This window comes from Streptomyces sp. NPDC017991, from assembly GCF_044328075.1.
Classification (GTDB): domain Bacteria; phylum Actinomycetota; class Actinomycetes; order Streptomycetales; family Streptomycetaceae; genus Streptomyces.
In genome coordinates this window covers 74,510-99,199 of the sequence record NZ_JBIRGP010000002.1, presented here as the reverse complement: position 1 = coordinate 99,199, position 24,690 = coordinate 74,510, and the positions used below count along the sequence as shown (strand labels likewise).

The following is a 24,690-nucleotide window of genomic DNA, read 5'->3' as shown; positions in this document are numbered from 1 at the left end:
CTCAGGCCGAGGCGTGCTCGGCGATGAGCTCGCGAGCAGCTTCGAGATCGTCGGGTGTCTTCAGCGCCAGCGTCTTCACGCCGGGCAGCGCGCGCTTGGCGAGACCGGTCAGTGTGCCACCGGGGCACACCTCGACCAGCGCGGTCACGCCGAGTTCCGCGAAGGTCTCCATGCACAGGTCCCAGCGGACCGGGTTGGCGACCTGACCGACCAGCCGGGAGACGACTTCGGCACCCGTGGCGACGGCCCGGCCGTCCTTGTTCGAGACGTACGTGACCGTGGGATCGGCCGGCGACAGCTCCGTCGCGGCCTGCGCGAGGACGTCGACCGCCGGAGCCATGTGACGGGTGTGGAACGCGCCCGCGACCTTCAGAGCCACCACCCGGCGTACGCCCTCGGGCTTGTCCGCCTCCAGGGCGGCCAGCTCCTCCAGCGTGCCGGCGGCCACGATCTGGCCCGCGCCGTTCACGTTCGCCGGGGTCAGGCCCAGCTTCTCCAGGTGCGGGATCGTCACTTCGGGGTCGCCGCCGAGCAGCGCCGACATGCCGGTCCGGGTGACGGCGGCGGCCTCGGCCATCGCCAGACCCCGCTTGCGCACGAGCGTCAGCGCGGCCGTTTCGTCCAGGACGCCCGCGAGGACGGCGGCCGTGATCTCGCCGACGCTGTGCCCCGCGACGGCGCCGGGCGCCGTGGCACCGAGTGCCGACGCGGACAGCAGACCCGCGGCGACCAGCAGCGGCTGGGCGACGGCGGTGTCCCGGATCGCGTCGGCATCGGCCTGCGTTCCGAAGTGGGCGAGGTCGAGCCCGAGGGCGTCCGACCACGCGGCGACGCGGTCGGCGGCGCCGGGGAGGTCGAGCCAAGGAGTCAGGAAGCCGGGCGTCTGGGCGCCCTGGCCGGGAGCGACGAGTACGAGCACTCTCACACTCTCTCTTGTGAACGGGCACGGCCGCCCGTGGGGACAGGGACGAAGAACAGGAGGGGGAATTGTAGGTCCCCGACAAAAGCCTAGAGCTGGGGATCTCCATCGGCCAGACGCCCCAGGATCAGCGCGATCCGCAGCGTGAACGCCGAACGTACGTCGGAAGGCGACCAGCCGGTGACGTCAGTCACACGTCGAAGCCGGTAGCGCACGGTGTTGGGGTGCACGAAGAGCATCCGGGCCGCGCCTTCGAGACTGCTCGCCTGTTCGAGATACACGCTCAGCGTCTCCAGGAGCGCGGACCCGGCCTCCTCCAGCGGTCTGTAGATCTCCTCCACCAGCTGGTCGCGCGCCGCCGGGTCACCGGCGATCGAGCGCTCCGGCAGGAGATCGTCCGCAAGCACCGGCCGGGGCGCGTCCTGCCAGGCGAAACACGCCTTGAGCCCGGCGGCCGCGGCCTGCGCGGACCGGGTGGCGGCGAGCAGGTCGGGGACCACGGGACCCGCCACCACGGCCCCCGCCGCGTACGGGCCGATCAGGGACTTGGCGACGGCCAGCGGATTGTCGCTGCCGCCCGCGATGACGACGAGCCGGTCACCGAGGACACCGGTGAGCACCTGGAGTTTGGCGTGCCGGGCGGCACGCCGGATGGCCTCGACGGTCAGCTCGCTGTCACCGTCGGGTGCCGTGCCCAGCACCACGCACACATGCTCGGGCGAGTTCCAGCCGAGGGCCGCGGCACGGGACACCGCTCCCTCGTCGGCCTCTCCGGAGAGGACCGCGTTCACGACCAGCGACTCCAGGCGGGCGTCCCAGGCACCGCGTGCCTCGGCGGCCTGCGCGTACACCTGGGCGGTGGCGAAGGCGATCTCCCGGGCGTACACGAGCAGCGCCTCGCGGAGCACGTTCTCGTCGCCCGGGGCCGCGACCTCGTCGATCGCGGACTCCATCACCTCGATCGTCGTACGCACCATCTCCACGGTCTGGCGCAGGGTGATCGCCCTGGTCAGCTCGCGGGGGGCGGTGCCGAAGACGTCCGTCGAGATCGCCTGGGGGGCGTCCGGACGCCGGAACCACTCGGTGAACGCGGCGATACCGGCCTGTGCGACGAGGCCGATCCACGACCGGTTCTCCGGTGGCATCGCCCGGTACCAGGACAGCGTCTCGTCCATGCGTGCGATGGCCTGGGCGGCGAGACTGCCGGACGACTTCTCCAGCCGCTTCAGGGTCGCGGTGTGCGCGTGGGCGGCGCGCGCGGCGCGTTCGGTGTTGCTGGATTCGGGTTCGGGCACGGAACAAGACTGCCTTATCCGGACGGCGGGATGCGGCGGAGGGTCGCAGGTGGCACGCCCGGCGGGTCTACCGTGGGTCGGGTGATGGACGTACGGCGCGCCGGCGAGCGCTACCGCGGAGGCGACCCGGCGGCCGGGATCGAGTCCCTGCACGCCTTCTCCTTCGGCCCGCACTACGACCCGGACAACCTCCGCTTCGGCGCGGTCCTCGCGTGCAACGAGGAACGCCTGGCACCCGGCGCGGGCTTCGGCGAGCACCCGCACAGCCACACCGAGATCGTCACGTGGGTCGTCGAGGGCGAGCTCACCCACCGGGACTCCACGGGCCACGAGTCGCTCGTACGCCCCGGGGACGTCCAGCGCCTCAGCTCGGCGGGCGGGGTACGCCACGTCGAACGCAACGACGGCGACACGCCGCTGCGCTTCGTCCAGATGTGGCTGGCCCCCCTGGAACCGGGCGGCGACCCCGCGTACGAGATCGTGCACGGCATCGCGGACTCGACTCCGTACGCGGTCCCGGAGGCGGGGGCGATGCTCCACGTACGCCGCCTCGCGCCGGGCGAGCGGACCGCGGTCCCGGACGCGAGCTTCCTGTACGCGCATGTCGTACGCGGCGAAGTGCTGCTGGGCGGCGAGGTGCTGGGCGCGGGGGACGCGGCGCGCGTCACGGACGCGAAGGACGTGGAGGCGGTGGCCCGGGGGAGCGCGGAGCTGCTGCTCTGGGAGATGACGGCCGGCTGAGCGTCGGCGTCGGCGTCACCGTGCGGACAAGCGGCCCAGTGCCGACCTGCTCGCGTCGTCCGCGGGGCGGTAGATCACCACCCGCTGATCCAGATTCTGGATCGGTGTGAGCACCTCGAAGTCCACCGAGACCTCACCGGCCTCAGGATGCCGCATGACCTTCCGCCCGCGGCCCTTGATCTTGACGTCCCGCTCGGCCCACACGCGCGCGAACTGCTCGTCACGCGTACTGAATTCGATGATCAGGTCGCTGAGGGCCCGGTCGTCGGGATGCGCGGCCCAGGCGGCGCGCAGGTGGGCCACCCCCTCCCGTACGACGCGTTCGCGGTCGACGTACAGCTCGCGGGTCCGCGGATGCAGCAGGCACATCCACATCGAATTGCGCTGCGACGGCGGCAGGGTGCCGAAGTCCACCAGCAGTCCCGCCATCTCGGCATTCCAGGCGACGATGTCGTAGCGGTGGTTCAGCACCATGGCCGGCAGGGGTGACAGGTCGGTGACCAGGCGGGCGAGGGTGGGCACCGCGGTGGTGGCCGGCTTGGCGGCGTCGTCGGGGCGGCGCTGCCGGGCCAGGTCGAAGAGGTAGGTGCGTTCGTCGGGGCTCAGGCGCAGCGCCCCGGACAGCGCCTCCAGCACGTCCACCGACGGCCGCAGCCCGCGCCCCTGCTCCAGCCGCACGACGTAGTCGACGCTGACCCCGGCCAGTTCGGCGACCTCCTCGCGGCGCAGTCCCGGGGTCCGCCGGGACCGCCGCCGGGTCGGCAGACCGAGATCGCCCGGGTCGAGGCGTTCGCGCCGGGTCCGCAGGAACGCGGCCAGCTCCTGTGTCGCGTCCACGGTGCGGGTCGTCATACGTGATCCAACAGCCAGGGTAGGACTCGTGTTCCCAGGAACTTCCTTCCCTTACCCCTGGCCCGGGGCGGTCACAGACTCGCTGTCGACAACGGATCACGAGCACAGGAGGACACCATGTCGCTCACTCTCGACACCTACCGGCTGCTGGGCCGCTCCGGGCTGCGGGTCTCACCGCTGGCCCTGGGCACGGCGACCTTCGGCACCGAGTGGGGCTGGGGCGCCGAGCGGGACGAGGCGCGCAAACTGTTCGACCTCTACGTCGAGCGCGGCGGCAACTTCATCGACACCGCCGACACCTACACCGAGGGCAGCTCCGAGCGCCTCCTCGGCGAGTTCACCCGCGCCCGCGCCAACCGCGAGAGCCTGGTGCTGGCGACGAAGTACACGACGCTGCGCCGGCCCGGCGACCCCAACTCCGGCGGCAGCCACCGCAAGAACCTGTTCGCATCGGTGGAGGCCAGTCTGCGCCGGCTGGACACGGACTACCTCGATCTCCTCTACCTGCACGTGTGGGACTTCACGACACCGGTCGAGGAGGTCCTGCGCGGCTTGGACGATCTGGTCCGACAGGGCAAGCTCCTCTACGTCGCCGTCTCCAACGCCCCGGCCTGGCAGGTGTCGCGCATGCAGACGATCGCCGACCTGCGCGGCTGGTCGCCCCTGGTCGCCCTGCAGATCGAGTACAACCTGATCGAGCGCACCGGCGAACGCGACCTGATCCCCATGGCACGCGAGATGGGCCTGGCCGTGGTCCCGTACTCACCGCTGGCCGGCGGGGTGCTCACCGGCAAGTACAGCCGCGACGACCTGACCGCGACGGACGCGGCGCCCGGCGACAGCACCCGCAAGAACTTCAACCTCGCCCTGGGCACGCTCACCGAACGCAACCTCGCCATCGCCGACGTCGTGCGGGAGGTCGCCACGGAACTGGGCCGCACACCCGCCCAGGTCGCACTGGCCTGGACGCTGCGGAACCCGGGCGTGACCGCACCGGTCATCGGCGCGCGCACCCCGGCGCAACTGGAGGGCAATCTGGGTGCCCTGGAGGTCGACCTCACCGCCGACCACCTGGCCCGCCTCGACGAGGCGAGCCGCATCGGTCTCGGCTTCCCGCACGCCATGCTCGCCAGTGACCACATCCGCCGGGTGACCATGGGCGACCTGCGTATCGAAACCCGTCGCTGACACTCGACGAGCAAAGACTCAGCGCCCCAGCTCGGTCAGGACCGCGTCCGTGAACGCGGGCCAGGTCTCCGTCGCCCACGTCCCGAAGGGGCGGTCCGTCAGGGCCACGCAGGCGACCCCCGCGTCCGGGTCGATCCACAGGAACGTGCCGGACTGGCCGAAGTGGCCGAAGGTGCGGGGGGAGGACGAACCGCCTGTCCAGTGGGGGGACTTGGAGTCGCGGATCTCGAAGCCGAGGCCCCAGTCGTTGGGGTTCTGGTGGCCGTAGCCCGGCAGGACGCCCTTCGTACCCGGGTACTGCACGGTCATCGCCTCGGCGACCGTCCGCGGGTCCAGCAGCCGCGGCGCCTGCACCTCGGTGGCGAACCGCACCAGGTCGTCGACGGTCGAGACGCCGTCCTTCGCGGGCGAGCCGTCGAGAGTCGTCGACGCCATCCCGAGCGGTTCGAGCACCGCCTGCCTCAGATACTCGCCGAAGGGAATCTCCGTCGCCTTCGCGAGGTGGTCGCCCAGCTGCTCGAACCCGGCGTTGGAGTACAGCCGCCGCTGTCCGGGTGGAGCCGTCACCCGGTGCTCGTCGAAGGCGAGCCCGCTCGTGTGCGCGAGCAGATGCCGCACGGTGGACCCCTCGGGCCCGGCCGCCTCGTCCAGCTCGACGGCCCCTTCCTCGTACGCCACGAGCACGGCGTAGGCGGCGAGGGGTTTGGTGACGGAGGCCAGCGCGAAGGGTCGGGTGACGGGTCCGTGGGTCCCCAGTACGGTGCCGTCCGCCCGTACGACGGCGGCGGCAGCGGTGGGTACGGGCCACTTCTCGATCAGCGCGAGGCTCTGCAAGGACATGACCCGAAGCCTACGGTCACCGTTCGGCTCCGGATCGGGCAGCGCCCGTCTCTCAGGGGCGCGGGGAACTGCGCGACCAGCCCCCACCGGGCCCGCACCCGCCCACCGCCGGTCAGAACTTCAGCCGCATCAACGGATCCGGAGTCCGGACGAACCCCATCGACTCGTACAGCGGCGCGGCTTCCGGAGAGGCGGTCAGGTCGATCTGCCCGACCCCCTCCTCCCGGAACCACACCACCAGTTCCTCCATACAGGCCCGCGCGTACCCCCTGCGCCGCGCACCGGGATCCGTCGCGACACTGAACACGTATCCGATCCGCCCGTGCGGATTCCCGGGCCGCCCGATCCGGTACTCCAGGGTCCCCGCCACCAGCGCGGCCAGCGCCCCCACCCGCTCGGGATGGTCGACGACGAAGGCCGCGAAACCCCCGTCGGGATCGGCCAGCCGACCCCGTACGGTGGCCAGGGACTCGGCGTGCCAGCCGGTGGACGTGTCCGCCCCGGCCATCGAGTCGATCAGGACCTGACGCAGTCGGAGCAATTCCTCGGCGTCCTCGGGCACGGCCCGGCGTACAAGGCTCATGATCGGCACGCTAGCCAGCGCGGCGCCCCGTGTCGTCGGAATTTCATCCGCTTCCGCTTGCCTGGAGTGCACTCCAAGGTTTTAGCGTGGGGGTCATGACGGTGATGGAGACCACGGAGCCCGGGACCGACATCTGCGTAGCCCCGCCGCAGACGCTCAGGCGCCCCGACGGCCGGGACCAGTACACGATCAGCGAGGTCGTCGCGTTCACCGGCCTGACGGCGCACACGCTCCGCTGGTACGAGCGGATCGGGCTGATGCCGCACATCGACCGTTCGCACACGGGCCAGCGGCGCTACAGCAACCGCGACCTCGACTGGCTCGACCTCGTCGGCAAGCTGCGCCTGACCGGGATGCCGGTCGCCGACATGGTGCGGTACGCGGAGATGGTGCGCGCGGGCGACGACACGTACGCGGACCGTTTCGAGCTGCTCGAAGCGACGCGGCGGGACGTGCGGGCCCGGATCGCCGAACTCCAGGACACGCTCGCCGTCCTCGACCGGAAGATCAACTTCTATGCGGACGCCGGGCAGGCCCTGGCGTCGGAGGGTTCCCGATGACGGACAGCAGGATCGCGAAGGCACCGCTCGGCACGGGCGGCCCCGAGGTGGGCGTGCAGGGACTCGGCTGCATGGGCATGAGCTTCGCGTACGGCCCGACGGACGCCGAGGAGGCCCGGGCCACTCTGGAGCGCGCGCTCGAACTGGGCGTCACGCACTACGACACGGCCGACGCCTACGGGCAGGGCGAGAACGAGCGGTTCCTGGCGCCCTTCTTCGCCGCGCACCGCGACGAGGTGGTCATCGCGACGAAGTTCGCCATGACGATCCCGCCGGACGAGCCGACCCGGCGGATCATCCGCAACGACGGCCCGTACATCCGGCAGGCGGTCGAGGCGAGCCTCAAGCGCCTGGACGTCGACGTGATCGACCTCTACTACATGCACCGCCGTGATGTGAACGTCCCCATCGAGGAGACCGTCGGCGTGATGGCCGAGCTGGTCCGCGAGGGCAAGGTCAAGCAGCTCGGCCTCAGCGAGGTGACGGGCGGGGAGCTGCGGGCCGCGCAGGCCGTGCACCCGATCGCGGCCGTGCAGTCGGAGTGGTCGCTGTTCAGCCGCGACATCGAGGCGGGGGTCGTCCCGGCGGCCCGTGAGCTGGGCGTGACCCTGGTCCCGTACTCCCCGCTCGGGCGCGGCTTCCTCACCGGCTCCTTCACCGACGCCGACAAGGACCTCACCGCCGGGGACTTCCGCCGTCAGCAGCCGCGTTACACGGGGGACAACGCGGCGGCGAACGCGGGTCTGCTGGAGTCGATCCGGGGGGTGGCCGAGGCGCACGGCGCGTCCGTGGGGCAGATCGCGCTGGCCTGGGTGCACCGGCAGGCGGCTGTGCACGGGCTGCCGGTCGTGCCGATTCCCGGTACGCGCAGGCGCACGCGGGTGGAGGAGAACACGGCGGCGACGCGTATCGCTCTGACCGAGGCGGATCTCGGCGTCCTGGACGCCATCGCCGACAAGGTCGCGGGCAACCGCTACGCCGACATGACGTTCGTATCGGCGGGCCGGGAGTAGCGCGGCCTGCTGCGGCGGGGCGGGACCGGTTCGGCGGGTGCGGCCCGGTGGGGGCTTGTCGCGCAGTTCCCCGCGCCCCTCAAACAAACGGGGCCGGTTCGTCGGGTACCGGCACGTCGTGGCTGAGCGCGCAGTTCCCCGCGCCCCTGAAAAGCGGGGCTCTTTGGGGGCGCGGGGAACTGCGCGGCCGGCTCCCACGCACCCGCAGTCGGCGAGCTGCCCCCGCACCCCACGCCCAGCCGCGGGCGTTAGAGCTCCGCCAGCAGCTCCGCCTTCTTCACGGAGAACTCGTCGTCCGTGACAAGCCCCGCCTCATGCAGCTCACCGAGGTGCCGGATCCGTTCGGCGATGTCCGCCGGATCCCGCCGGGCCCGCGGGACAACCGCGACCGCCCCGGCGGCCGGCCCCGACGCCACCCCCTCGGGCAGCACCGCCGGCCCCCCGGACCGCGCGGCCGACAGCACGGCCGCCGCGAACGGCAGTGACTCGTGCACCGGCCCGTACCCCAGCCCGAAGACGACGGCGGCCGGATCCTGATCCGCCTGCCCCGGCCGGGCTCCGCCCGGACCGCCCTCCTCGCGCCGCACCAGCCGCAGATGCCCCTCGAAGATCTCGGGCGAGCGCCACTCCACCCCGCACAGGTCGGCGACGGCGAACGTCTGGTCGCCGGCCTTCCACTTCGCGGACGAGGCCCCCGTCCAGAACCACCGGAAGGCCACGGACTTCCCGTCGAAGGACGCCTTCCCGTCGTACGCCTTGAACTGGAGCGGCGTCTCGGGCGCCCGCACCAGGTAGCGCTCCACCGGACCCGCGTCCGGCGGCCCGAGCATCGCGCGCAGCTCGTCCGCGTAGTACTCGGCGAGCGTCTCGCGCTCGGCGGGCAGCACGAGGCGGTAGGGATCGCACACATCCCTCAGCTGTCCCGCGGCCGCCTCCATCAACGGATCAGCGCCCGGCCTCGGCTCGGCACGCAGGACGACCGTCCCGCGCTTGCCGGGCGTCAGCGTCACCGACGCGATCGCGTCGAGCGGGATGCGCCGCTCACCGAGTGCCTGGAACAGCTTCGGTGTGCGGATCCCCCGTTCGAAGCGGATGAGCACGGAGTCGGACTCGAACTCCCAGGCGGCATGAAATCCGGCCAGTACGTCACCCATGCGGGCCATCGTATGCGGCATGCGCTTCCTAGTCCCCTCCCTGAGCAGCCCGCACTTTCTTCGTCCTCTACGCGCGTCCGGCTTCGGCGGTGCCGGGCAGACCCTCCCGGCACACGTCGTCCTCGTGCGCGCAGCTGACCGCGCGGTATGCGCCAATACCGATCTCGGCGAAGTTCCGCAGGCTGTCGGTCCCGGGCTCGAAATACCCGGTGTGTCCCTTCGCCCCGCGCGCGGACAGCACCCGCGCGCCGAAGTCCGAGGACATCGGGTCGGCGCCGTGACCGAGCCCGCCGACCTCCAGATGCGGTACGTCCTGGATCCAGTCGTCGGAGTCCCGCACGGCCCACACCCGGGCCGCGGTGCGCAGCTGCGCCGCCCGCTCGACCCGCATGCCGGGGCTGCCCGCCACCGCTATGTCGGAGACCCGGGGCGGCAGCGAGTGGGCGGCCACACCGCAGACCACGGATCCGTAGCTGTGGCAGTACAGGGCGACACGTGAGCGGCCGGGCAGCGCGCGTACGAGGGCGTCGAGCCGGACCGCGCCCTCCTCGGCGCGGATGCCGGTGGCGGCGTCCATGCCGAGCCCGTTCGGTGTCGTGTAGTCGGCCCAGGCGATCACGGCCGTACGCGTCCGGGAGCCGGCCTCCCGCTCGGCGCGGTAGAGCGCCTTGGCCATGCCGACCGGCGCCGTGTACTGGCGCTCGGTGCGCTGGAAGGTCAGCAGGTCGGTGTCGACGCCGGGCACCACGACCGAGACCCGCTCGGCCCTGCCGAGGTCTCCGAAGACCTCCGCGACCCGGCCCGACCCCATGGGGTCGAAGGCGAGGATGCGGCGCTTGCCTGCCATCAGGGCCTCGTAGCGGTGCATCCGGCGGCCCGCGTCGCGCTGCCCGACCGCGGAGAGCCGGTTGTCACGCATGCGTTCGATCTCGACCTTGCGTGCCTGGCCGAGGGCGATCCGGTTGGCGCGGTAGCGCAGGGCCACCGGCGCCCCGTTCATGTTGCCGACCGCGAGCGGATAGCGGGCGGCGAGCCGATTCCGCTGGTGCGCGTCGAGCGAGGCGAAGAACTGGGCCAGCCGGATCGGCGTCGTCCCGTCCGGATCGGGCAGCCGGTGCCCGCCCAGGTGACCGCGTTCCCAGGCGGCGAGGGAGGCCGCGACCGGTGTCGCCGCCCCTCGGTGGCCGCGCACCGCGGTCCAGCCGGTGGTCCCGAGCATCACGAACACCACGGCCAGCGCGAGCAACATGCGCCAGACGTTGAGTTGGGGGGTGGAGTCGAAGGAAGTCACTGAAAGGACACACTAGGAGAACGGGAGGGTCTCGCGTTAACCGAGTGAGGCGGATCACGTTTCCGTTGGGGTAATTGGGGCAAAGTAGCCCTGCTCTTTGCTGGGCCATCACGCTGTGTACGCACATGGGGTGATCCGTGCCGATAGGTTCGCCACCCTGTGTGCGACAGGAGTTACTCGGCGTCCCGGTCGCCGCGTTCGTCACGCGTGTGCCAGTTCTCGATCAACGCGGGCCCCATCCGGTCGAGATACGCGGCGGTCAGCTCACGCATCGCGGCCACGCTGAAGTCCTCGCCCGCGCCCCACCGGCGGGCCGCCAGCCGCATCACTCCGCCGAACAGGGCCACCGCCACGCGCGGGCGCGGATCGGCGTCCACGTCGACGCCCTCACGCTCCGCGATCAGCCGGGCCAGCTGCTCCTCCAGTCCCTCGTGGCGGCGCAGGTGGGTCGCGAGCAGCGCGGGGGTCGACTCGATCAACTGGTGGGTGCGCATGTGCAGTTCGATCGGCACCACGGCCTCGATGGCCTCCCCGATGGTGTCCCAGTTCGCCATGACGGCCCGGCGCAGTGCGTCCAAGGGGGCTTCGTGGGGCGGCCGTTGGCGTACCGCGTCGAGGAAGTGCGACTCCGTCATCTCCTGGACGGCGAAGGCGGCCTCCTCCTTGCCGGCGAAGTAGCGGAAGAAGGTGCGCTGGGAGACGCCGACCGCCTCGACGATCTCGTCGACGGTCGTCCGCTCGTACCCGTGGGCCGCGAACAGCTCCAGGGCGGACCGCACCAGCGCGTCCCGCGTGCGCTGCTTCTTGCGCTCGCGCAGGCCCGGTCGTGGTGCCGTGTCCATCAGTCCTCTTTCTCGTGCCCCGAGAGGTGCCGTGCGCTGGGAGGTTCCGTGCCCTGGGAGGCGACCGGGGGTCCGTCCGTCGCGCGGGTCCGTCCCGCGGATGACTTGTCAGTTACCGAATTGTGAATTGGTTTGTCAATTGTCAGCGACTGTCATTAACCTCGAACGTATGACTAGTCAGACCACCGTCGACAAGACGGGCCCGGCCGACGAGGCCCCGGCCGCCTCCGGCCCGGCACCGGCCGAGGGGCTGCGCGGCCACCCGTGGTTCACCCTCATCACCGTGGCCGTCGGAGTCATGATGGTGGCCCTCGACGGCACCATCGTGGCCATCGCGAACCCGGCCATCCAGAAGGATCTCGGTGCCACCTTCGCCGACGTCCAGTGGATCACGAACGGCTACTTCCTCGCGCTCGCCGTCACGCTGATCACGGCGGGCAAGCTCGGCGACCGGTTCGGCCACCGCCAGACCTTCCTCATAGGCGTGGTCGGCTTCGCGGCGGCCTCGGGGGCCATCGGGCTCTCCGACAGCATCGCCTTCGTGGTGGTCTTCCGGGTGCTCCAGGGCCTGTTCGGCGCGCTGCTGATGCCGGCCGCGCTCGGCCTGCTGCGGGCCACCTTCCCGGCCGAGAAGCTGAACATGGCGATCGGCATCTGGGGCATGGTCATCGGCGCCTCCACCGCGGGCGGCCCGATCCTCGGCGGAGTACTCGTCGAGCACGTCAGCTGGCAGTCGGTCTTCTTCATCAACGTGCCGGTCGGCATCCTCGCGGTCGTCCTCGGCGCGGTGATCCTGACCGACCACCGGGCCAAGAACGCGCCGCGCTCCTTCGACCTGCTCGGCATCGGCCTGCTGTCCGGCGCCATGTTCTGTCTGGTCTGGGCGCTCATCAAGGCCCCGGCATGGGGCTGGGGCGATGTGCTGACCTGGAGCTTCCTCGGGATCTCCGTACTGGGCTTCGGCCTGTTCGCGTTCTGGGAGAACCGGGTGCGCGAGCCGCTCATCCCGCTCGCCCTCTTCCGCTCGGTGCCGCTGTCGGCCGGTGTGGTCCTGATGGTGCTCATGGCGATCGCCTTCATGGGCGGCCTGTTCTTCGTCACCTTCTACCTGCAGAACGTGCACGGGATGAGCCCGATCGACGCCGGTCTGCATCTGCTGCCGCTCACCGGCATGATGATCGTCGGCTCTCCGCTGGCCGGCGCGATGATCAGCAAGACGGGCCCGCGCGTGCCGCTCGCGGGCGGTATGGCGTTCACGGCCGTGGCCATGTTCGGCATCTCGACCCTGGAGACGGACACCGGCAGCGGGCTCATGTCGATCTGGTTCGCGCTGCTCGGCCTCGGCCTCGCGCCCGTCATGGTCGGCGCCACCGAGGTCATCGTGGGCAACGCGCCGATGGAGCTGTCCGGTGTCGCGGGAGGCCTTCAGCAGGCCGCCATGCAGATCGGCGGCAGCCTCGGCACCGCGGTCCTGGGCGCGGTGATGGCCTCCAAGGTCGACAACGACCTCGCGGGCAACTGGGCCGACGCCGGGCTCCCGAAGCTCTCCCCGGCCGAACTCGACCAGGCCGCGGAAGCGGTGCAGGTCGGCGCGCCGCCGGTGGCGCCGGGCACCCCGCCCGAGATCGCCGCGAAGATCACGGATGTCGCCCACGACACGTTCATCTCCGGCATGAGCCTCGCGAGCCTGGTCGCGGCGGGTGTCGCCGTCGTGGCCGTCTTCGTCGCCTTCCTCACCAAGAGGGGCGCCAACGCGGAGGCGGGCGCGGGAGTCGGCCACATCTAGTCCGGTTCCGGAATCCCCTTTACACCCCGCCGAGTTCACTCGGCGGGGTTTTCGCTTATCCGGGTGACACCTCTGCGTATGACTTTCATACCGCCCGTCACCCGAGTCAGAGTGGTCTCAACTGATCTGTACGGAACGGGCAGTTCGGTTGAAGTGGCGGCGTGCTGCCGGAGGGGGGCAGCACGCCGCGCAACCACTTCGGAGAAGTACGCGTCTGAATTGACATGACCGGGGTACCCGACTTCCGAGCCAGAACCGGCCGGCATTCGGTCGGCTCAGAGGTCCAGGGAGTTGATGATGGCGGGCTTCGGTCACACCACGCGCAAACACCCTCGCTCACGTAGCCGTACGAGGTCACGGAGCGGGCCGGACAGCGCGACGCTCGGAATCATCGGAGTCATCTGCGCGGTCGCCGGATTCTTTGTGCTGGGGATCATCCTCGGCCCGGCGGCCATCGTCTGCGGCTGGCTGGCCATGGGACGCCGCTGGAGCGGTACTCGCCAGGTACCGGCGCTGATCGCGGTAGTACTGGGAGCGATCGACACCATCCTGGCCATCGTGTGGATAGCCGGAACGGCGTCCCCCGGCGGAATGATGTTCTAACCGAGCCAAGTTTCGAAGACGTCCCCCGCCGCTCCCACAGGGAGCCGCGGGGGACATCTTTACGCCCTCGCCACCCGTCTGCCTGTGCGGCCCGGTGGGGGCTGAGCGCGCAGTTCCCCGCGCCCCTCCGAGGCGGGGCTGCGCCCCGACAGGGGCGCGGGGAACTGCGCGCTCAGCCCCCACGCACCCGCACGCGGCGCTTTCAGGGGCGCGGGGAACTGCGCGGCCAGCCCCCACGCACCCGCACCCGCACCCCCACCCGAAGGTCACCCCCCGCGCGGAGCGCTACGCGTCCCCGCCCGCGGCTCCGGGATCAGCCGCCGCCACATCAAGCAGCTGATACCGATCGATCGCCTGCTTCAACAGCGACCGATCAACCTTCCCCTCGCGCGCGAGTTCCGTCAGCACCCCCACCACGATCGACTGCGCGTCGATGTGGAAGAACCGCCGAGCGGCCCCGCGCGTATCGGCGAACCCGAACCCGTCCGCGCCCAGCGACTGGTAAGTCCCCGGCACCCACCGCGAGATCTGGTCCGGAACCGACCGCATCCAGTCGGAAACGGCCACGAACGGTCCCTCGGCCCCCGACAGCTTGCGCGTCACATACGGAACGCGCTGCTCCTCCTCGGGGTGCAGCAGATTGTGCCGCTCCACCTCCACGGCCTCGCGCCGCAGCTCGTTCCAGGAGGTCGCCGACCACACGTCGGCCCGTACGTCCCAGTCCTCGGCGAGCAGCCGCTGGGCCTCGACGGCCCACGGCACCGCGACACCGGACGCCATGATCTGCGCCGGGATGGAGCCCGAGGTCCCCGCCGCGTAGCGGTGGATGCCCGCGAGGATGCCCTCGACGTCGACGTCCGCCGGCTCGGCGGGGTGCAGGATCGGCTCGTTGTAGACGGTGAGGTAGTAGAAGACGTCCTCGCCGTGCGGGTGCGCGTCGGACGAGCCGTACATCCGCCGCAGCCCGTCCTTCACGATGTGCGCGATCTCGAACCCGTAGGCCGGGTCGTACGCGACACAGCCCGGGTTGGTCGAGGCGAGCAACTGCGAGTGCCCGTCCGCGTGCTGCAGACCCTCACCGGTCAGGGTCGTACGTCCCGCGGTCGCGCCCAGTACGAACCCGCGCGCCAACTGGTCGGCCATCTGCCAGAACTGGTCACCGGTGCGCTGGAAACCGAACATCGAGTAGAAGACGTACACCGGGATGAGCGGCTCGCCGTGCGTGGCGTAGGCCGAACCGGCCGCGATCAGGGAGGCCGTGCAGCCCGCCTCCGAGATGCCGTCGTGCAGCATCTGCCCGGTCGGCGACTCCTTGTACGCGAGGAGCAGGTCCCGGTCCACGGCCTCGTACTGCTGCCCGAGCGGGTTGTAGATCTTCGCGCTCGGGAAGAACGAGTCCATGCCGAACGTGCGGTACTCGTCCGGCGCGATCAGCACGAACCGCTTGCCGATCTCCTTGTCCCGCATGAGGTCCTTGAGCAGCCGTACGAACGCCATGGTCGTGGCGATCGACTGCTGCCCGGAGCCCTTCTTCACACTCGCGTACGTCTTGTCCTCGGGCAGTGCGAGCGGCTTGGAGCGCACGACACGCGTCGGGACGTACCCGCCGTTCCCCTTGCGGCGGTCGTGCATGTACTGGATCTCCTCCGAGTCCCGGCCCGGGTGGTAGTACGGCGGCGCGCCGGACTCCAGCTCCTTGTCGGAGATCGGCAGGTGCAGTCGGTCGCGGAAGCCCTTGAGGTCGGCGACCGTCAGCTTCTTCATCTGGTGCGTGGCGTTGCGGCCCTCGAAGTTCGGGCCGAGCGTCCACCCCTTGACCGTCTGGGCGAGGACCACGGTCGGCTGGCCCTTGTGCGCCTTGGCCGCCGCGAAGGCCGCGTAGACCTTCCGGTGGTCGTGACCGCCGCGGCCCAGGTGCAGGATCTGGTCGTCGGTCATGTTCTCGACCATGCCGCGCAGCCGGTGGTCGCCGCCGAAGAAGTGCTCGCGGATGTACGCGCCCGTCTCGGTGGCGTACGTCTGGAACTGGCCGTCGGGCGTGGTGTTCAGCTTGTTGACGAGCACGCCGTCGCGGTCCTGCGCGAGCAGCGGGTCCCAACTGCGGTCCCAGACCAGCTTGATGACGTTCCAGCCGGCACCCCGGAACTGCGACTCCAGCTCCTGGATGATCTTGCCGTTGCCGCGTACGGGACCGTCGAGGCGCTGCAGGTTGCAGTTGACGACGAAGGTGAGGTTGTCCAGGCCCTCGCGCGCGGCGATGGACAGCTGGCCGAGCGACTCCGGCTCGTCCATCTCGCCGTCGCCGAGGAACGCCCAGACGTGGGACTTGGAGGTGTCCGCGATGGAGCGCGCCTCCATGTAGCGGTTCATCCGCGCCTGGAAGATCGCGCCGAGCGGACCCAGGCCCATGGAGACGGTCGGGAACTCCCAGAAGTCCGGCATGGAACGCGGGTGCGGGTACGAGGACAGCGCGTGCGGGGCCTTCGACTTCTCCTGCCGGAAGCCGTCCAGCTGCGCCTCGTCGAGGCGGTCGAGCAGGAACGCGCGGGCGTAGATACCGGGGGAGGCGTGCCCCTGGAAGAAGATCTGGTCGCCGCCGTCACCCCCGTCCTTGCCGCGGAAGAAGTGGTTGAAGCCCACGTCGTAGAGCGAGGCGGAGGACGCGAAGGTGGCGATGTGGCCGCCGACACCGATACCGGGCCGCTGGGCCCTGGACACCATCACGGCCGCGTTCCAGCGGGTCGCGTTGAGGATCTTGCGTTCGATCTCCTCGTTGCCGGGGAAGAACGGCTCGTCCTTGGTGGCGATGGTGTTGATGTAGTCGGTGCTGCGCATCTCGGGAACGGCCACGCGCTTCTCGCGGGCGCGTTCGATCAGCCTCAGCATGAGATAGCGGGCCCGCTCCCGGCCGCGCTGGTCCACGGCGGCGTCGAGGGAGTCGAGCCACTCCTGGGTCTCTTCGGGATCGAAGTCAGGGACCTGACTCGGAAGGCCGCCAATGATGATCGGGTTGCGATCGGGTCCGGAAGCCACGCTGTTCCTTCGCTCTCGGGGGGCCGCTTCTTCTCGGTTTCTTCAGTTTTTACTTTGCTTTTTCTCTGGTTTCCTGGGCGTCTGCACCGTTCCCCATCGTGTACCTCGGGAGCGGAAACGTCATCTCTACCGAGAGGTAACCGACACGTTCGTACCGTTCTCCCAAGGGCGGGCCCGGCAAATCGCAACGATACGCCCGACCCGTGACGCGTACCGCAAAGGCATTCGAGTCTCGTACCCTCGTAGGGTTCCGAAATTCACAAACCGGGCAGATTCCTGTGGTGTGTGTCACGAACGGCTGTGATTCCCTGACTGGAGTTGCGGCGACACGGCCTGGATCGTCACCGTTTCGGCGGTCTTGACGGCCGGGTACTTGCGCGATCCGCCCCGCCCGTGTGGACTACGGCCAATGCTGCGCGCACGCGCGTGGCTTGAACTTCCCCAGGATCTCGGCTTCGCCCGGGCCGGGGAGGACCCCATTACCGAACATGATCAGGAGGCAACCCGTGAGCGCGACCGCGGACCACGCGGAGGAGCGGACGAGCCTGGCCGCCAGGCTGGGATTCCAGCCCGAGCAGGTGGTCCAGGAGATCGGCTTCGACGACGACGTCGACCAGGAGCTCCGCTCGGCCATTGAAGAAGTAATCGGCAGCGAGCTCATGGACGAGGAGTACGACGACGTCGCCGACGCCGTTGTGCTCTGGTTCCGAGACGACGACGGCGACCTGACGGATGCGCTGGTGGATGCCACCACGTACGTCGAAGAGGGCGGCGCCGTCCTGCTGCTGACGCCCAAGACCGGCCGAGACGGTTATGTGGAGCCCAGCGACATCGCCGAAGCTGTGACGACCGCGGGTCTGTCCCAGACCAAGGGCATCAGCGTGGGGAAGGACTGGAGCGGCACGAAGCTGGCGACGCCGAAGACGGCCGCCAAGAAGCGCTGAGGCGCAGCCGAGGCCAGGAGGCCCCCGTCGACTTCGGTCGGCGGGGGCCTTGTCCCTTTGGGGGGCGCGGGGGGAACTGCGCGCTCAGCCGCGACGGACCTGTCTTTCGGGGGCGCGGGGAACGGCGCGCTCAGCCACAGCGGACCCGCGGGGACTCACGGGCCTGCCTGCCGGGTGCGAGTACGCCGTGGCTGAGCGCGCAGTTCCCCCCGCGCCCCTGAAGGGGCACTGCCCCTTCAGGGGCGCGCGTCCCGCTTTCAGGGGGTCTGCGTAGGGTGGGTGTCACCCGAACAGCCCGGATCGACGGAAGGGACGCAGGACCATGGCGATCGAGGTCGGCGACAAGGCTCCGGACTTCGAGCTGAAGGACAATCACGGTGCCACCGTGAAGCTCTCCGACTTCCGGGGCGCGAAGAACGTGGTGCTGCTCTTCTACCCCTTCGCCTTCACCGGGGTGTGCACCGGCGAACTGTGCGAGCTGCGCGACAACCTCCCGCGGTTCGCCGACCGCGACACCCAGCTCCTCGCCGTCTCGAACGACTCGATCCACACCCTGCGCGTCTTCGCCGAGCAGGAGGGCCTGGACTACCCCCTGCTGTCGGACTTCTGGCCGCACGGCGAGGTCTCGCGCGCGTACGGGGTCTTCGCCGAGGACAAGGGCTGCGCGGTGCGCGGCACCTTCGTCATCGACAAGGAGGGTGTCGTCCGCTGGACCGTCGTCAACGCCCTGCCGGACGCTCGGGACCTGGACGAGTACGTACAGGCGCTCGACGCCCTGTAGAGCCTGGATGCCGACACTTCGGGATTCTTCGTGCCCCAGGGACTGCGGTGGCGGGGAACCTCTCACTAGGATCGACACGTTGATCCGATACCAACGCACTACGGGGCTTCCCGCCCCCGGACACCAATGGGAGGACTCGTGGGAGTCAGCCTCAGCAAGGGCGGCAACGTATCGCTGTCGAAGGAGGCCCCGGGCCTGACCGCGGTCATCATCGGTCTGGGGTGGGACATCCGCACCACCACCGGTACCGACTTCGACCTCGACGCGAGCGCGATCCTGACGAACGCGGAGGGCAAGGTCAGCAGTGACGCCAACTTCGTGTTCTTCAACAACCTGAAGAGCCCCGACGGCTCCGTCGAGCACACCGGTGACAACACCACCGGTGAGGGCGAGGGCGACGACGAGCAGATCAAGGTCAATCTCGCCGGCGTCCCCGCCGACATCGAGAAGATCGTCTTCCCGGTCTCGATCTACGACGCCGAGAACCGCCAGCAGTCGTTCGGCCAGGTGCGCAACGCGTTCATCCGCGTCGTGAACCAGGCCGGCGAGGCGGAGATCGCCCGGTACGACCTCTCCGAGGACGCCTCGACGGAGACCGCGATGGTCTTCGGCGAGCTGTACCGCCACGGCGCGGAGTGGAAGTTCCGTGCCATCGGCCAGGGGTACGCCTCGGGCCTGCGCGGCATCGCGCAGGACTTCGGCGTCAACGTCTGAGCCGTTCCTCGGGGCCCCAGACGGCCCCGAGTCGCTCCACCGCTTCCCGTCCGGCGCCGCACACTCCTAGTGCGGCGCCGGACGTGCTGGTACCACGGCACAACCAAACGGCTTCACCGGGGAGGACCAAACATGGGTGTCACGCTCGCCAAGGGGGGCAATGTCTCCCTCTCCAAGGCCGCACCGAACCTCACGCAAGTGCTGGTCGGGCTCGGCTGGGACGCACGCTCCACCACCGGAGCGGATTTCGACCTCGACGCCAGTGCGCTGATGTGCAACTCGGGCCGGGTGCTCGGCGACGAGTGGTTCATCTTCTACAACCAGCTCAAGAGCCCCGACGGCTCGGTCGAGCACACCGGCGACAACCTCACCGGTGAGGGCGAGGGCGACGACGAGTCCATCCTCATCGACCTCCACAAGGTGCCCGCCAACGTGGAGAAGATCGTCTTCCCGGTCTCGATCCACGACGCCGACAACCGCGGCCAGACCTTCGGCCAGGTGAGCAACGCGTTCATCCGGGTCGTCAACCAGGCCGACGGCCAGGAGCTCGCCCGCTACGACCTCTCCGAGGACGCCTCCACCGAGACCGCGATGATCTTCGGCGAGGTCTACCGCTACGGCGGCGAGTGGAAGTTCCGCGCGGTCGGCCAGGGCTACGCGTCCGGGCTGCGCGGCATCGCCCTCGACTTCGGGGTCAACGTTTCGTAAAGCCGAGTACGCGGAAAGCGACCCCTGTGATCAGAGGTGATCACAGGGTCGGCCGTGGTGTCACGAAGTGGTGCCAGCACGTGAGACGGCCCAGGTGGCAGAAGGTGCGTCACCTGGGTTCGGATCCCCCGGACCTGCGACTTTCCGAGCGGAAGGGCCCGGCCCTCTCCTTCGGGGAGTCGGCCCTCTAGACTTCGAGGTCAATGTTTCGTAAAGCCGGGTACGGCGGGGGGAAACCCCCTCCGGACTTCGTCCGGGGGTAGCCCCCCAACTCACGATTGGGTAGCCAGTGGTTCTGAAAACCTTCGGCTGGTCGTTCGCGGTCACCGCGCTCGGCCTGGTCGCAGCGGTTTTGATCGGCGGATGGACCGCGTTCGGGATCGTACTGATCCTGTCCATCCTCGAAATCTCGCTGTCCTTCGACAACGCGGTGGTCAACGCCGGAATCCTGAAGAAGATGAGTGCCTTCTGGCAGAAGATCTTCCTCACCGTCGGCATCCTGATCGCCGTCTTCGGAATGCGGCTCGTCTTCCCCGTCGTGATCGTCGCGATCAGCGCCTCGCTCGGCCCCATCGAAGCGGTCGACCTCGCACTGAACGACGCCGACCGCTACCAGGAACTGGTGACCGACGCCCACCCGTCGATCGCCGCCTTCGGTGGCATGTTCCTGTTGATGATCTTCCTCGACTTCATCTTCGAGGACCGTGACATCAAGTGGCTGGGCTGGCTGGAGCGCCCGCTCGCCAAGCTCGGCAAGGTCGACATGCTGTCGGCCTGCATCGCCCTGATCATCCTGCTCGTCACCGCGCTGTTCCTGGCCCCGCAGGCCCATCTGCACGCGGGCTCCGCCGACAAGGCGGAGACGGTCCTGCTCTCCGGCGTGGCCGGCCTCATCACGTACCTGGTCGTCGGCGGGCTCTCCGGGTTCTTCGAGAACCGCCTCGAAGAGGCGGAGGAGCGCGAGCACGAGGCCGAGGAGGAGGCCAGGGCCAAGGGCAAGGAGATCTCCGCCGGAGCCCTCGTCGGCAAGGCCGCCTTCTTCATGTTCCTGTACCTCGAAGTGCTGGACGCCTCCTTCTCCTTCGACGGTGTGATCGGCGCCTTCGCCATCACCAACGACATCGTCCTGATGGCGCTGGGCCTCGGCATCGGCGCGATGTACGTCCGTTCGCTCACCGTGTACCTGGTCCGCCAGGGCACCCTCGACGACTACGTGTACCTGGAGCACGGCGCCCACTACGCCATCGGCGCCCTGGCGATGATCCTCCTCGTGACCATCCGCTTCGAGGTCAACGAGATCATCACCGGCCTCATCGGTGTCGTCCTGATCGCCTGGTCCTTCTGGTCCTCCGTGCGCCGCAACAGGGCGCTGGAGGCCGCGGAGGGAAAAGCTGATCCCTCGGACGACAAGACAGAGGTCTCGTCCGGGGTGTGACACCGGTCAGGTTGAGGAACGCTCTGTGAGGGGCGGCTGCCGAGGAGTCCTCGGCAGCCGCCCCGGCGTATGAGGCCCCGATTCTTCGTCGGGGCGGGGTGAACGGGCAAGCGTGGGGGCGGGAATGAGATTCTGGGAAGGCCTGTGGCGCGGGCGGTCGACGCAGTTCGACTCGGGCAGCGCGGCGACCAACGCCATCGAACTGACCAAACGGAACCAGACGATCTCACTCAGCAAGCAGGGCGCGGCCACCGGCAATCTCCGTATCAACCTCTCGTGGCGGATGCGGACCTCGGACATAGGCGGGCCCCAGCGGGGCAGTCTGCTGCGGCACCCCTTCAAGGCCCTGAAGCCGGAAGTGGTGCAGGCGCACACCCAGTCCATGGTCAACGTCGACCTCGACCTCGGCTGCATGTACGAGCTGGCCGACGGCACCAAGGGAGTCGTGCAGCCGCTCGGGGGCTTCCTGGGTGACCTGAACGGCGCGCCCTACGTGAAGCTCAGCGGTGACGACCGGTTCGGCTCCGGCTCGGGCGAGACGATCTTCGTCAACCTCGACCACCGCAAGGAGATCAAGCGGCTTCTGGTCTTCGTCTACATCTACGACCAGACCCCCGCCTTCGACCGTACGCACGCGATCGTGACCCTGTACCCGAGCAACGGGCCCCGGATCGAGATCGGGCTCGACGAGCGGCACTCCCAGGCCAGGTCCTGCGCGGTCGTCATGATCGAGAACGTCAAGAACGAACTCGTGGTGCGGCGCGAGGTGAAGTTCGTGTACGGCTTCCAGGCGGAACTGGACCGTCTCTACGGCTGGGGCCTGCAGTGGGGCCGCGGCTACAAGGCGAAGGCCGACCGTTAGCGGCCCCCGGGCCCGACCCCGGCCCCGTAAGGGGCGCGGGGAACTGCGCGATCCGCCCCCACCGGGCCGCAGCCGACGCGCTGCCCGCGGTTGGCTTCGCCGGGGCGCCCCCGAGCTCAGGAGTGCGCGTTCGGGGGCGGGTGCGGCGCCGTCGTGGCTGATCGCGCAGTTCCCCGCGCCCCCAAGGGCGCTCGCGCGCCTGAAGGCGAAAGATCGCGCCGTTCCCCGCACCTCTGAGGGGGCCGGGCGCCGGCGCCTGCCCCTAGCGGCCGATGAACTGCGGTCCCTGCGGCGGGAGGCGGAAATCCGGGTCGGGGCCCGGCCCCACCGGCTGCGGGTAGCCGTACCCGGACGGAGCCGCGGCGGGCTGGGGCGGCGGCGGATACCCGTACGCGGGCGCACTGGTCGGCTGCGGATACCCGTACGCGGGCTGCGTGGCCGGCGGCTGCTGCCGCGTCGGCTCCGGACCGGGAGCGGCCGGCGGATACCCGTACGCGGGCTGCACCGGCTGCTGCGGCACCTGCGCGGTCGGCTCCTCGGGCGGCAACGGCTGCGAGCCGGCCCGCCCGGCGGACGCCGCACCCTCCTCGGCCCCGGACTCGTCCACCGAGATACCGAAGTCGGCCGCCAGCCCCTGCAGACCGTTCGAATAGCCCTCGCCGAGGGCCCGGAACTTCCAGCCCTCGCCGCGCCGGTACAGTTCACCGCAGATCAGCGCGGTTTCCTCACCGGTCTCCGGCTTGATGTCGAAGTACGCCAGCGGCTCGGCGTCCCCGATCGTGGCGTCGAACACCACAATCCGCAGCCCGCGTACCAGGTCGAAGGTGACGTCGTCGGCGGAAGCGACAAGGAGAATCCGTCCCACACCGTTGTCAACGCCCGCCAGATCCGACTGAATCGTATCGGTGAGCCCTTCGGCGAGACCGTCGTTCACGCGCTTCTTGCCGAGTCGCCAGACCTTCCCCGAAGGATGCCGGGGCTGGTTGTAGAAAACGAAGTCCTCGTCGGACCGCACACGACCGTCGGGACCGAGGAGGAGTGCGGAGGCATCCACGTCCGGGACACCCCGTCCCGGCGTCCAGCGCAGCACGGCGCGCACCGCCGTGGCATCCAGCGGGACGTTCGACCCCTTCAGCATGGCGTGCGTCATACGGTCATCCTGCCTTCTCGGCCCTGGTCACGACAACGTGGGGGTGCGCACCGGTCGCGCTCCCGCCCGGCCCGCCGCGAGGGCGGACGGCACAATGGTGTTTGTCCGCGTTACCTGAATTTCATGCCCGATGGGAATCCCGGACACGGATCTCTACGTACTATTACCGGCCACATATCGTCAGGCCATCTAGCCGCCCCGGGGGAGACTAATGCGTCATTTCGGGCATATTGCCCCTGAGGTGCGGGAGCGCCTCTTCTTCCAGGAGCCGTGCGTCTTCACCGCGGACTCCTCGCCCCGGGTGCTGGCCGCAGCACTCGGAGCCACGCTCTACAGCCCCGCGACCAGGCCGAAGCTCGCCGACGACATCGTGAAGCAGGCCGGTGCCGGGGTCGTTTCGATGGTGGTGTGCCTGGAGGACTCGATCGGCGACGCGGACGTCGCGGACGCCGAGGAGAACCTCGTCCGGCAGTTCCATGACCTGGCCGACCGCCCCGGGGACGAGCTGCCCCTGCTCTTCGTCCGAGTCAGGGCGCCCGAGCAGATACCCGACCTCGTCCGGCGGCTCGGCACCTCCGTGCGGCTCCTGTCCGGATTCGTACTGCCGAAGTTCACCGAGGAACGGGGCGTCCCGTTCCTGGAGGCGCTCACCGAGGCCGAGGGCACCAGCGAGCGGCGGCTCTTCGCCATGCCCGTCCTCGAATCGCCGGAACTGCTGTACCGCGAGTCGCGGGCGGAGACCCTCGCCGGGATCTTCCGGTCCGTCGACAAGTACCGCGACCGCGTGCTCGCCCTGCGGCTCGGCGTCACTGACTTCTGCTCGGCGTACGGCCTGCGCAGAGCGCCCGACATGACCGCGTACGACGTGCAGATAGTGGCTTCCGTCATCGCGGACGTGGTGAACGTCCTCGGACGGGCCGACGGCACCGGGTTCACGGTGACCGGGCCCGTGTGGGAGTACTTCCGCGTCCAGGAGCGCATGTTCAAGCCGCAGCTGCGCCGCAGCCCCTTCACCCCGGAGGCCGAGGACCTGCGCGCCGCCCTGATCGAGCACGACATGGACGGTCTGCTCCGGGAGATCTCCCTCGACCGGACCAACGGGCTGCAGGGCAAGACCTGCATCCACCCCTCGCACGTACTGCCCGTGCACGCGCTCTCCGTGGTCAGCCACGAGGAGTTCAGCGACGCCCAGGACATCCTGCGGCCCGAGCGGGGCGGCGGAGGCGTACTGCGGTCCGCGTACACGAACAAGATGAACGAGGTGAAGCCGCACCGCGCCTGGGCGGAGCGCACCCTCCAGCGCGCCGAGGTCTTCGGCGTCACCAACGAGGACATCGGCTTCGTGGAGCTGCTCGCCGCCGGAATCCCCGGCTGACACACATCCCGGCTGACACAC

23 protein-coding genes are annotated in these 24,690 nt (G+C 69.8%); 13 read left to right on the top strand and 10 right to left on the bottom strand.

The features are described from left to right. Nucleotide 1: 1 nt before the first annotated feature. Together ACH4DZ_RS05090 and ACH4DZ_RS05085 are read right to left on the bottom strand one after the other, a co-directional pair. Nucleotides 2-919 (bottom strand): ACP S-malonyltransferase, encoded by a 918-nt coding sequence (locus ACH4DZ_RS05090; protein ID WP_398285558.1) that lies wholly within the window; start codon nucleotides 917-919, stop codon nucleotides 2-4. An 89-nt stretch (nucleotides 920-1,008) separates the two neighbouring features. Beyond that, nucleotides 1,009-2,214, bottom strand: coding sequence for a PucR family transcriptional regulator (locus ACH4DZ_RS05085; RefSeq protein WP_398285557.1), 1,206 nt, complete (start codon nucleotides 2,212-2,214; stop codon nucleotides 1,009-1,011). 84 nt (nucleotides 2,215-2,298) lie between these two features. Here ACH4DZ_RS05085 and ACH4DZ_RS05080 point away from each other — a divergent pair, with 84 nt between their 5' ends. Then, on the top strand, nucleotides 2,299-2,955 hold the full coding sequence (locus ACH4DZ_RS05080) for a pirin family protein (protein WP_398286206.1): 657 nt from the start codon (nucleotides 2,299-2,301) through the stop codon (nucleotides 2,953-2,955). A gap of 15 nt (nucleotides 2,956-2,970) precedes the next feature. On the opposite strand, the gene ACH4DZ_RS05075 is transcribed toward ACH4DZ_RS05080, so the two are convergent. Further along, entirely contained in the window at nucleotides 2,971-3,807 is an 837-nt protein-coding gene (locus ACH4DZ_RS05075; RefSeq protein WP_398285556.1) for a helix-turn-helix domain-containing protein, read from the bottom strand. A gap of 117 nt (nucleotides 3,808-3,924) precedes the next feature. On the opposite strand from ACH4DZ_RS05075, the gene ACH4DZ_RS05070 reads away from it, so the two are divergent. Continuing rightward, nucleotides 3,925-4,995 carry an aldo/keto reductase gene (locus ACH4DZ_RS05070; RefSeq protein ID WP_398285555.1) on the top strand — a complete coding sequence of 357 codons (1,071 nt, stop codon included), beginning with the start codon at nucleotides 3,925-3,927 and terminating at the stop codon, nucleotides 4,993-4,995. Nucleotides 4,996-5,013: 18 nt separating this feature from the next. Here the strand turns inward: ACH4DZ_RS05070 and ACH4DZ_RS05065 are convergent, their stop codons facing one another. Then, the gene (locus ACH4DZ_RS05065) at nucleotides 5,014-5,835 is read right to left on the bottom strand and encodes a serine hydrolase domain-containing protein (RefSeq protein ID WP_398285554.1); all 822 of its coding nucleotides are present in this window, start codon (nucleotides 5,833-5,835) and stop codon (nucleotides 5,014-5,016) included. 112 nt (nucleotides 5,836-5,947) lie between these two features. Beyond that, nucleotides 5,948-6,418, bottom strand: a complete 471-nt coding sequence (locus ACH4DZ_RS05060) for a GNAT family N-acetyltransferase (RefSeq protein WP_398285553.1) — start codon at nucleotides 6,416-6,418, stop codon at nucleotides 5,948-5,950. Nucleotides 6,419-6,513: 95 nt separating this feature from the next. Here ACH4DZ_RS05060 and ACH4DZ_RS05055 point away from each other — a divergent pair, with 95 nt between their 5' ends. Together ACH4DZ_RS05055 and ACH4DZ_RS05050 are read left to right on the top strand one after the other, a co-directional pair. Then, nucleotides 6,514-6,978: a MerR family transcriptional regulator gene (locus ACH4DZ_RS05055; protein WP_398285552.1), complete on the top strand. Its 465-nt coding sequence runs from the start codon at nucleotides 6,514-6,516 to the stop codon at nucleotides 6,976-6,978. Continuing rightward, nucleotides 6,975-7,991: an aldo/keto reductase gene (locus ACH4DZ_RS05050; RefSeq protein ID WP_398285551.1), complete on the top strand. Its 1,017-nt coding sequence runs from the start codon at nucleotides 6,975-6,977 to the stop codon at nucleotides 7,989-7,991. Before ACH4DZ_RS05055 ends, ACH4DZ_RS05050 begins: the two co-directional genes overlap by 4 nt. 248 nt (nucleotides 7,992-8,239) lie before the next feature. Here the strand turns inward: ACH4DZ_RS05050 and ACH4DZ_RS05045 are convergent, their stop codons facing one another. The 3 genes from ACH4DZ_RS05045 to ACH4DZ_RS05035 all read right to left on the bottom strand — a co-directional run bounded on the left by ACH4DZ_RS05045 (nucleotide 8,240) and on the right by ACH4DZ_RS05035 (nucleotide 11,278). Then, the gene (locus ACH4DZ_RS05045) at nucleotides 8,240-9,154 is read right to left on the bottom strand and encodes a DUF4429 domain-containing protein (protein ID WP_398286205.1); all 915 of its coding nucleotides are present in this window, start codon (nucleotides 9,152-9,154) and stop codon (nucleotides 8,240-8,242) included. Between the two features lie 58 nt (nucleotides 9,155-9,212). Next, a complete protein-coding gene (locus ACH4DZ_RS05040) occupies nucleotides 9,213-10,436 on the bottom strand; it encodes an alpha/beta hydrolase (protein WP_398285550.1) in 1,224 nt (407 codons plus the stop codon). A gap of 173 nt (nucleotides 10,437-10,609) precedes the next feature. After that, the gene (locus tag ACH4DZ_RS05035; protein WP_398285549.1) at nucleotides 10,610-11,278 is read right to left on the bottom strand and encodes a TetR family transcriptional regulator; all 669 of its coding nucleotides are present in this window, start codon (nucleotides 11,276-11,278) and stop codon (nucleotides 10,610-10,612) included. A gap of 169 nt (nucleotides 11,279-11,447) precedes the next feature. Here ACH4DZ_RS05035 and ACH4DZ_RS05030 point away from each other — a divergent pair, with 169 nt between their 5' ends. Both ACH4DZ_RS05030 and ACH4DZ_RS05025 read left to right on the top strand, forming a co-directional pair. Continuing rightward, entirely contained in the window at nucleotides 11,448-13,064 is a 1,617-nt protein-coding gene (locus tag ACH4DZ_RS05030) for an MFS transporter (RefSeq protein WP_398285548.1), read from the top strand. Between the two features lie 294 nt (nucleotides 13,065-13,358). Then, complete coding sequence (locus ACH4DZ_RS05025; protein ID WP_398285547.1) at nucleotides 13,359-13,667, top strand: small hydrophobic protein; 309 nt, start codon at nucleotides 13,359-13,361, stop codon at nucleotides 13,665-13,667. Between the two features lie 285 nt (nucleotides 13,668-13,952). Here the strand turns inward: ACH4DZ_RS05025 and aceE are convergent, their stop codons facing one another. Further along, the gene (gene aceE, locus ACH4DZ_RS05020) at nucleotides 13,953-16,700 is read right to left on the bottom strand and encodes a pyruvate dehydrogenase (acetyl-transferring), homodimeric type (protein ID WP_398285546.1); all 2,748 of its coding nucleotides are present in this window, start codon (nucleotides 16,698-16,700) and stop codon (nucleotides 13,953-13,955) included. A 506-nt stretch (nucleotides 16,701-17,206) separates the two neighbouring features. Here aceE and ACH4DZ_RS05015 point away from each other — a divergent pair. From ACH4DZ_RS05015 to ACH4DZ_RS04990, 6 genes are all read left to right on the top strand, one after another. After that, nucleotides 17,207-17,644, top strand: a complete 438-nt coding sequence (locus ACH4DZ_RS05015) for a DUF3052 domain-containing protein (RefSeq protein ID WP_055519877.1) — start codon at nucleotides 17,207-17,209, stop codon at nucleotides 17,642-17,644. A 322-nt stretch (nucleotides 17,645-17,966) separates the two neighbouring features. Further along, entirely contained in the window at nucleotides 17,967-18,425 is a 459-nt protein-coding gene (locus ACH4DZ_RS05010) for a peroxiredoxin (protein WP_398285545.1), read from the top strand. A 138-nt stretch (nucleotides 18,426-18,563) separates the two neighbouring features. Beyond that, a complete protein-coding gene (locus ACH4DZ_RS05005; RefSeq protein ID WP_055617911.1) occupies nucleotides 18,564-19,139 on the top strand; it encodes a TerD family protein in 576 nt (191 codons plus the stop codon). A 132-nt stretch (nucleotides 19,140-19,271) separates the two neighbouring features. Next, nucleotides 19,272-19,847 (top strand): TerD family protein, encoded by a 576-nt coding sequence (locus ACH4DZ_RS05000; protein WP_398285544.1) that lies wholly within the window; start codon nucleotides 19,272-19,274, stop codon nucleotides 19,845-19,847. A gap of 289 nt (nucleotides 19,848-20,136) precedes the next feature. After that, nucleotides 20,137-21,282 (top strand): DUF475 domain-containing protein, encoded by a 1,146-nt coding sequence (locus ACH4DZ_RS04995; protein WP_398285542.1) that lies wholly within the window; start codon nucleotides 20,137-20,139, stop codon nucleotides 21,280-21,282. A 124-nt stretch (nucleotides 21,283-21,406) separates the two neighbouring features. Further along, nucleotides 21,407-22,144 (top strand): Tellurium resistance, encoded by a 738-nt coding sequence (locus ACH4DZ_RS04990; protein WP_398285541.1) that lies wholly within the window; start codon nucleotides 21,407-21,409, stop codon nucleotides 22,142-22,144. A gap of 262 nt (nucleotides 22,145-22,406) precedes the next feature. On the opposite strand, the gene ACH4DZ_RS04985 is transcribed toward ACH4DZ_RS04990, so the two are convergent. Continuing rightward, nucleotides 22,407-23,294 carry a TerD family protein gene (locus tag ACH4DZ_RS04985; RefSeq protein ID WP_398285540.1) on the bottom strand — a complete coding sequence of 296 codons (888 nt, stop codon included), beginning with the start codon at nucleotides 23,292-23,294 and terminating at the stop codon, nucleotides 22,407-22,409. Between the two features lie 211 nt (nucleotides 23,295-23,505). Here ACH4DZ_RS04985 and ACH4DZ_RS04980 point away from each other — a divergent pair, with 211 nt between their 5' ends. Further along, nucleotides 23,506-24,669 (top strand): HpcH/HpaI aldolase/citrate lyase family protein, encoded by a 1,164-nt coding sequence (locus ACH4DZ_RS04980; RefSeq protein ID WP_398285539.1) that lies wholly within the window; start codon nucleotides 23,506-23,508, stop codon nucleotides 24,667-24,669. The last annotated feature ends 21 nt before the right edge of the window (nucleotides 24,670-24,690 follow it).

Bases quoted from the DNA above. Each gene is read 5' to 3' on its own strand.
- ACH4DZ_RS05080 (WP_398286206.1), top strand. From the start codon at position 2,299: ATGGACGTACGGCGCGCCGGCGAGCGCTACCGCGGAGGCGACCCGGCG.
- ACH4DZ_RS05075 (WP_398285556.1), bottom strand. From the start codon at position 3,807: ATGACGACCCGCACCGTGGACGCGACACAGGAGCTGGCCGCGTTCCTG.
- ACH4DZ_RS05070 (WP_398285555.1), top strand. From the start codon at position 3,925: ATGTCGCTCACTCTCGACACCTACCGGCTGCTGGGCCGCTCCGGGCTG.
- ACH4DZ_RS05065 (WP_398285554.1), bottom strand. From the start codon at position 5,835: ATGTCCTTGCAGAGCCTCGCGCTGATCGAGAAGTGGCCCGTACCCACC.
- ACH4DZ_RS05060 (WP_398285553.1), bottom strand. From the start codon at position 6,418: ATGAGCCTTGTACGCCGGGCCGTGCCCGAGGACGCCGAGGAATTGCTC.
- ACH4DZ_RS05055 (WP_398285552.1), top strand. From the start codon at position 6,514: ATGACGGTGATGGAGACCACGGAGCCCGGGACCGACATCTGCGTAGCC.
- ACH4DZ_RS05050 (WP_398285551.1), top strand. From the start codon at position 6,975: ATGACGGACAGCAGGATCGCGAAGGCACCGCTCGGCACGGGCGGCCCC.
- ACH4DZ_RS05045 (WP_398286205.1), bottom strand. From the start codon at position 9,154: ATGGCCCGCATGGGTGACGTACTGGCCGGATTTCATGCCGCCTGGGAG.
- ACH4DZ_RS05035 (WP_398285549.1), bottom strand. From the start codon at position 11,278: ATGGACACGGCACCACGACCGGGCCTGCGCGAGCGCAAGAAGCAGCGC.
- ACH4DZ_RS05030 (WP_398285548.1), top strand. From the start codon at position 11,448: ATGACTAGTCAGACCACCGTCGACAAGACGGGCCCGGCCGACGAGGCC.
- ACH4DZ_RS05025 (WP_398285547.1), top strand. From the start codon at position 13,359: ATGATGGCGGGCTTCGGTCACACCACGCGCAAACACCCTCGCTCACGT.
- ACH4DZ_RS05010 (WP_398285545.1), top strand. From the start codon at position 17,967: ATGGCGATCGAGGTCGGCGACAAGGCTCCGGACTTCGAGCTGAAGGAC.
- ACH4DZ_RS05000 (WP_398285544.1), top strand. From the start codon at position 19,272: ATGGGTGTCACGCTCGCCAAGGGGGGCAATGTCTCCCTCTCCAAGGCC.
- ACH4DZ_RS04990 (WP_398285541.1), top strand. From the start codon at position 21,407: ATGAGATTCTGGGAAGGCCTGTGGCGCGGGCGGTCGACGCAGTTCGAC.
- ACH4DZ_RS04985 (WP_398285540.1), bottom strand. From the start codon at position 23,294: ATGACGCACGCCATGCTGAAGGGGTCGAACGTCCCGCTGGATGCCACG.
- ACH4DZ_RS04980 (WP_398285539.1), top strand. From the start codon at position 23,506: ATGCGTCATTTCGGGCATATTGCCCCTGAGGTGCGGGAGCGCCTCTTC.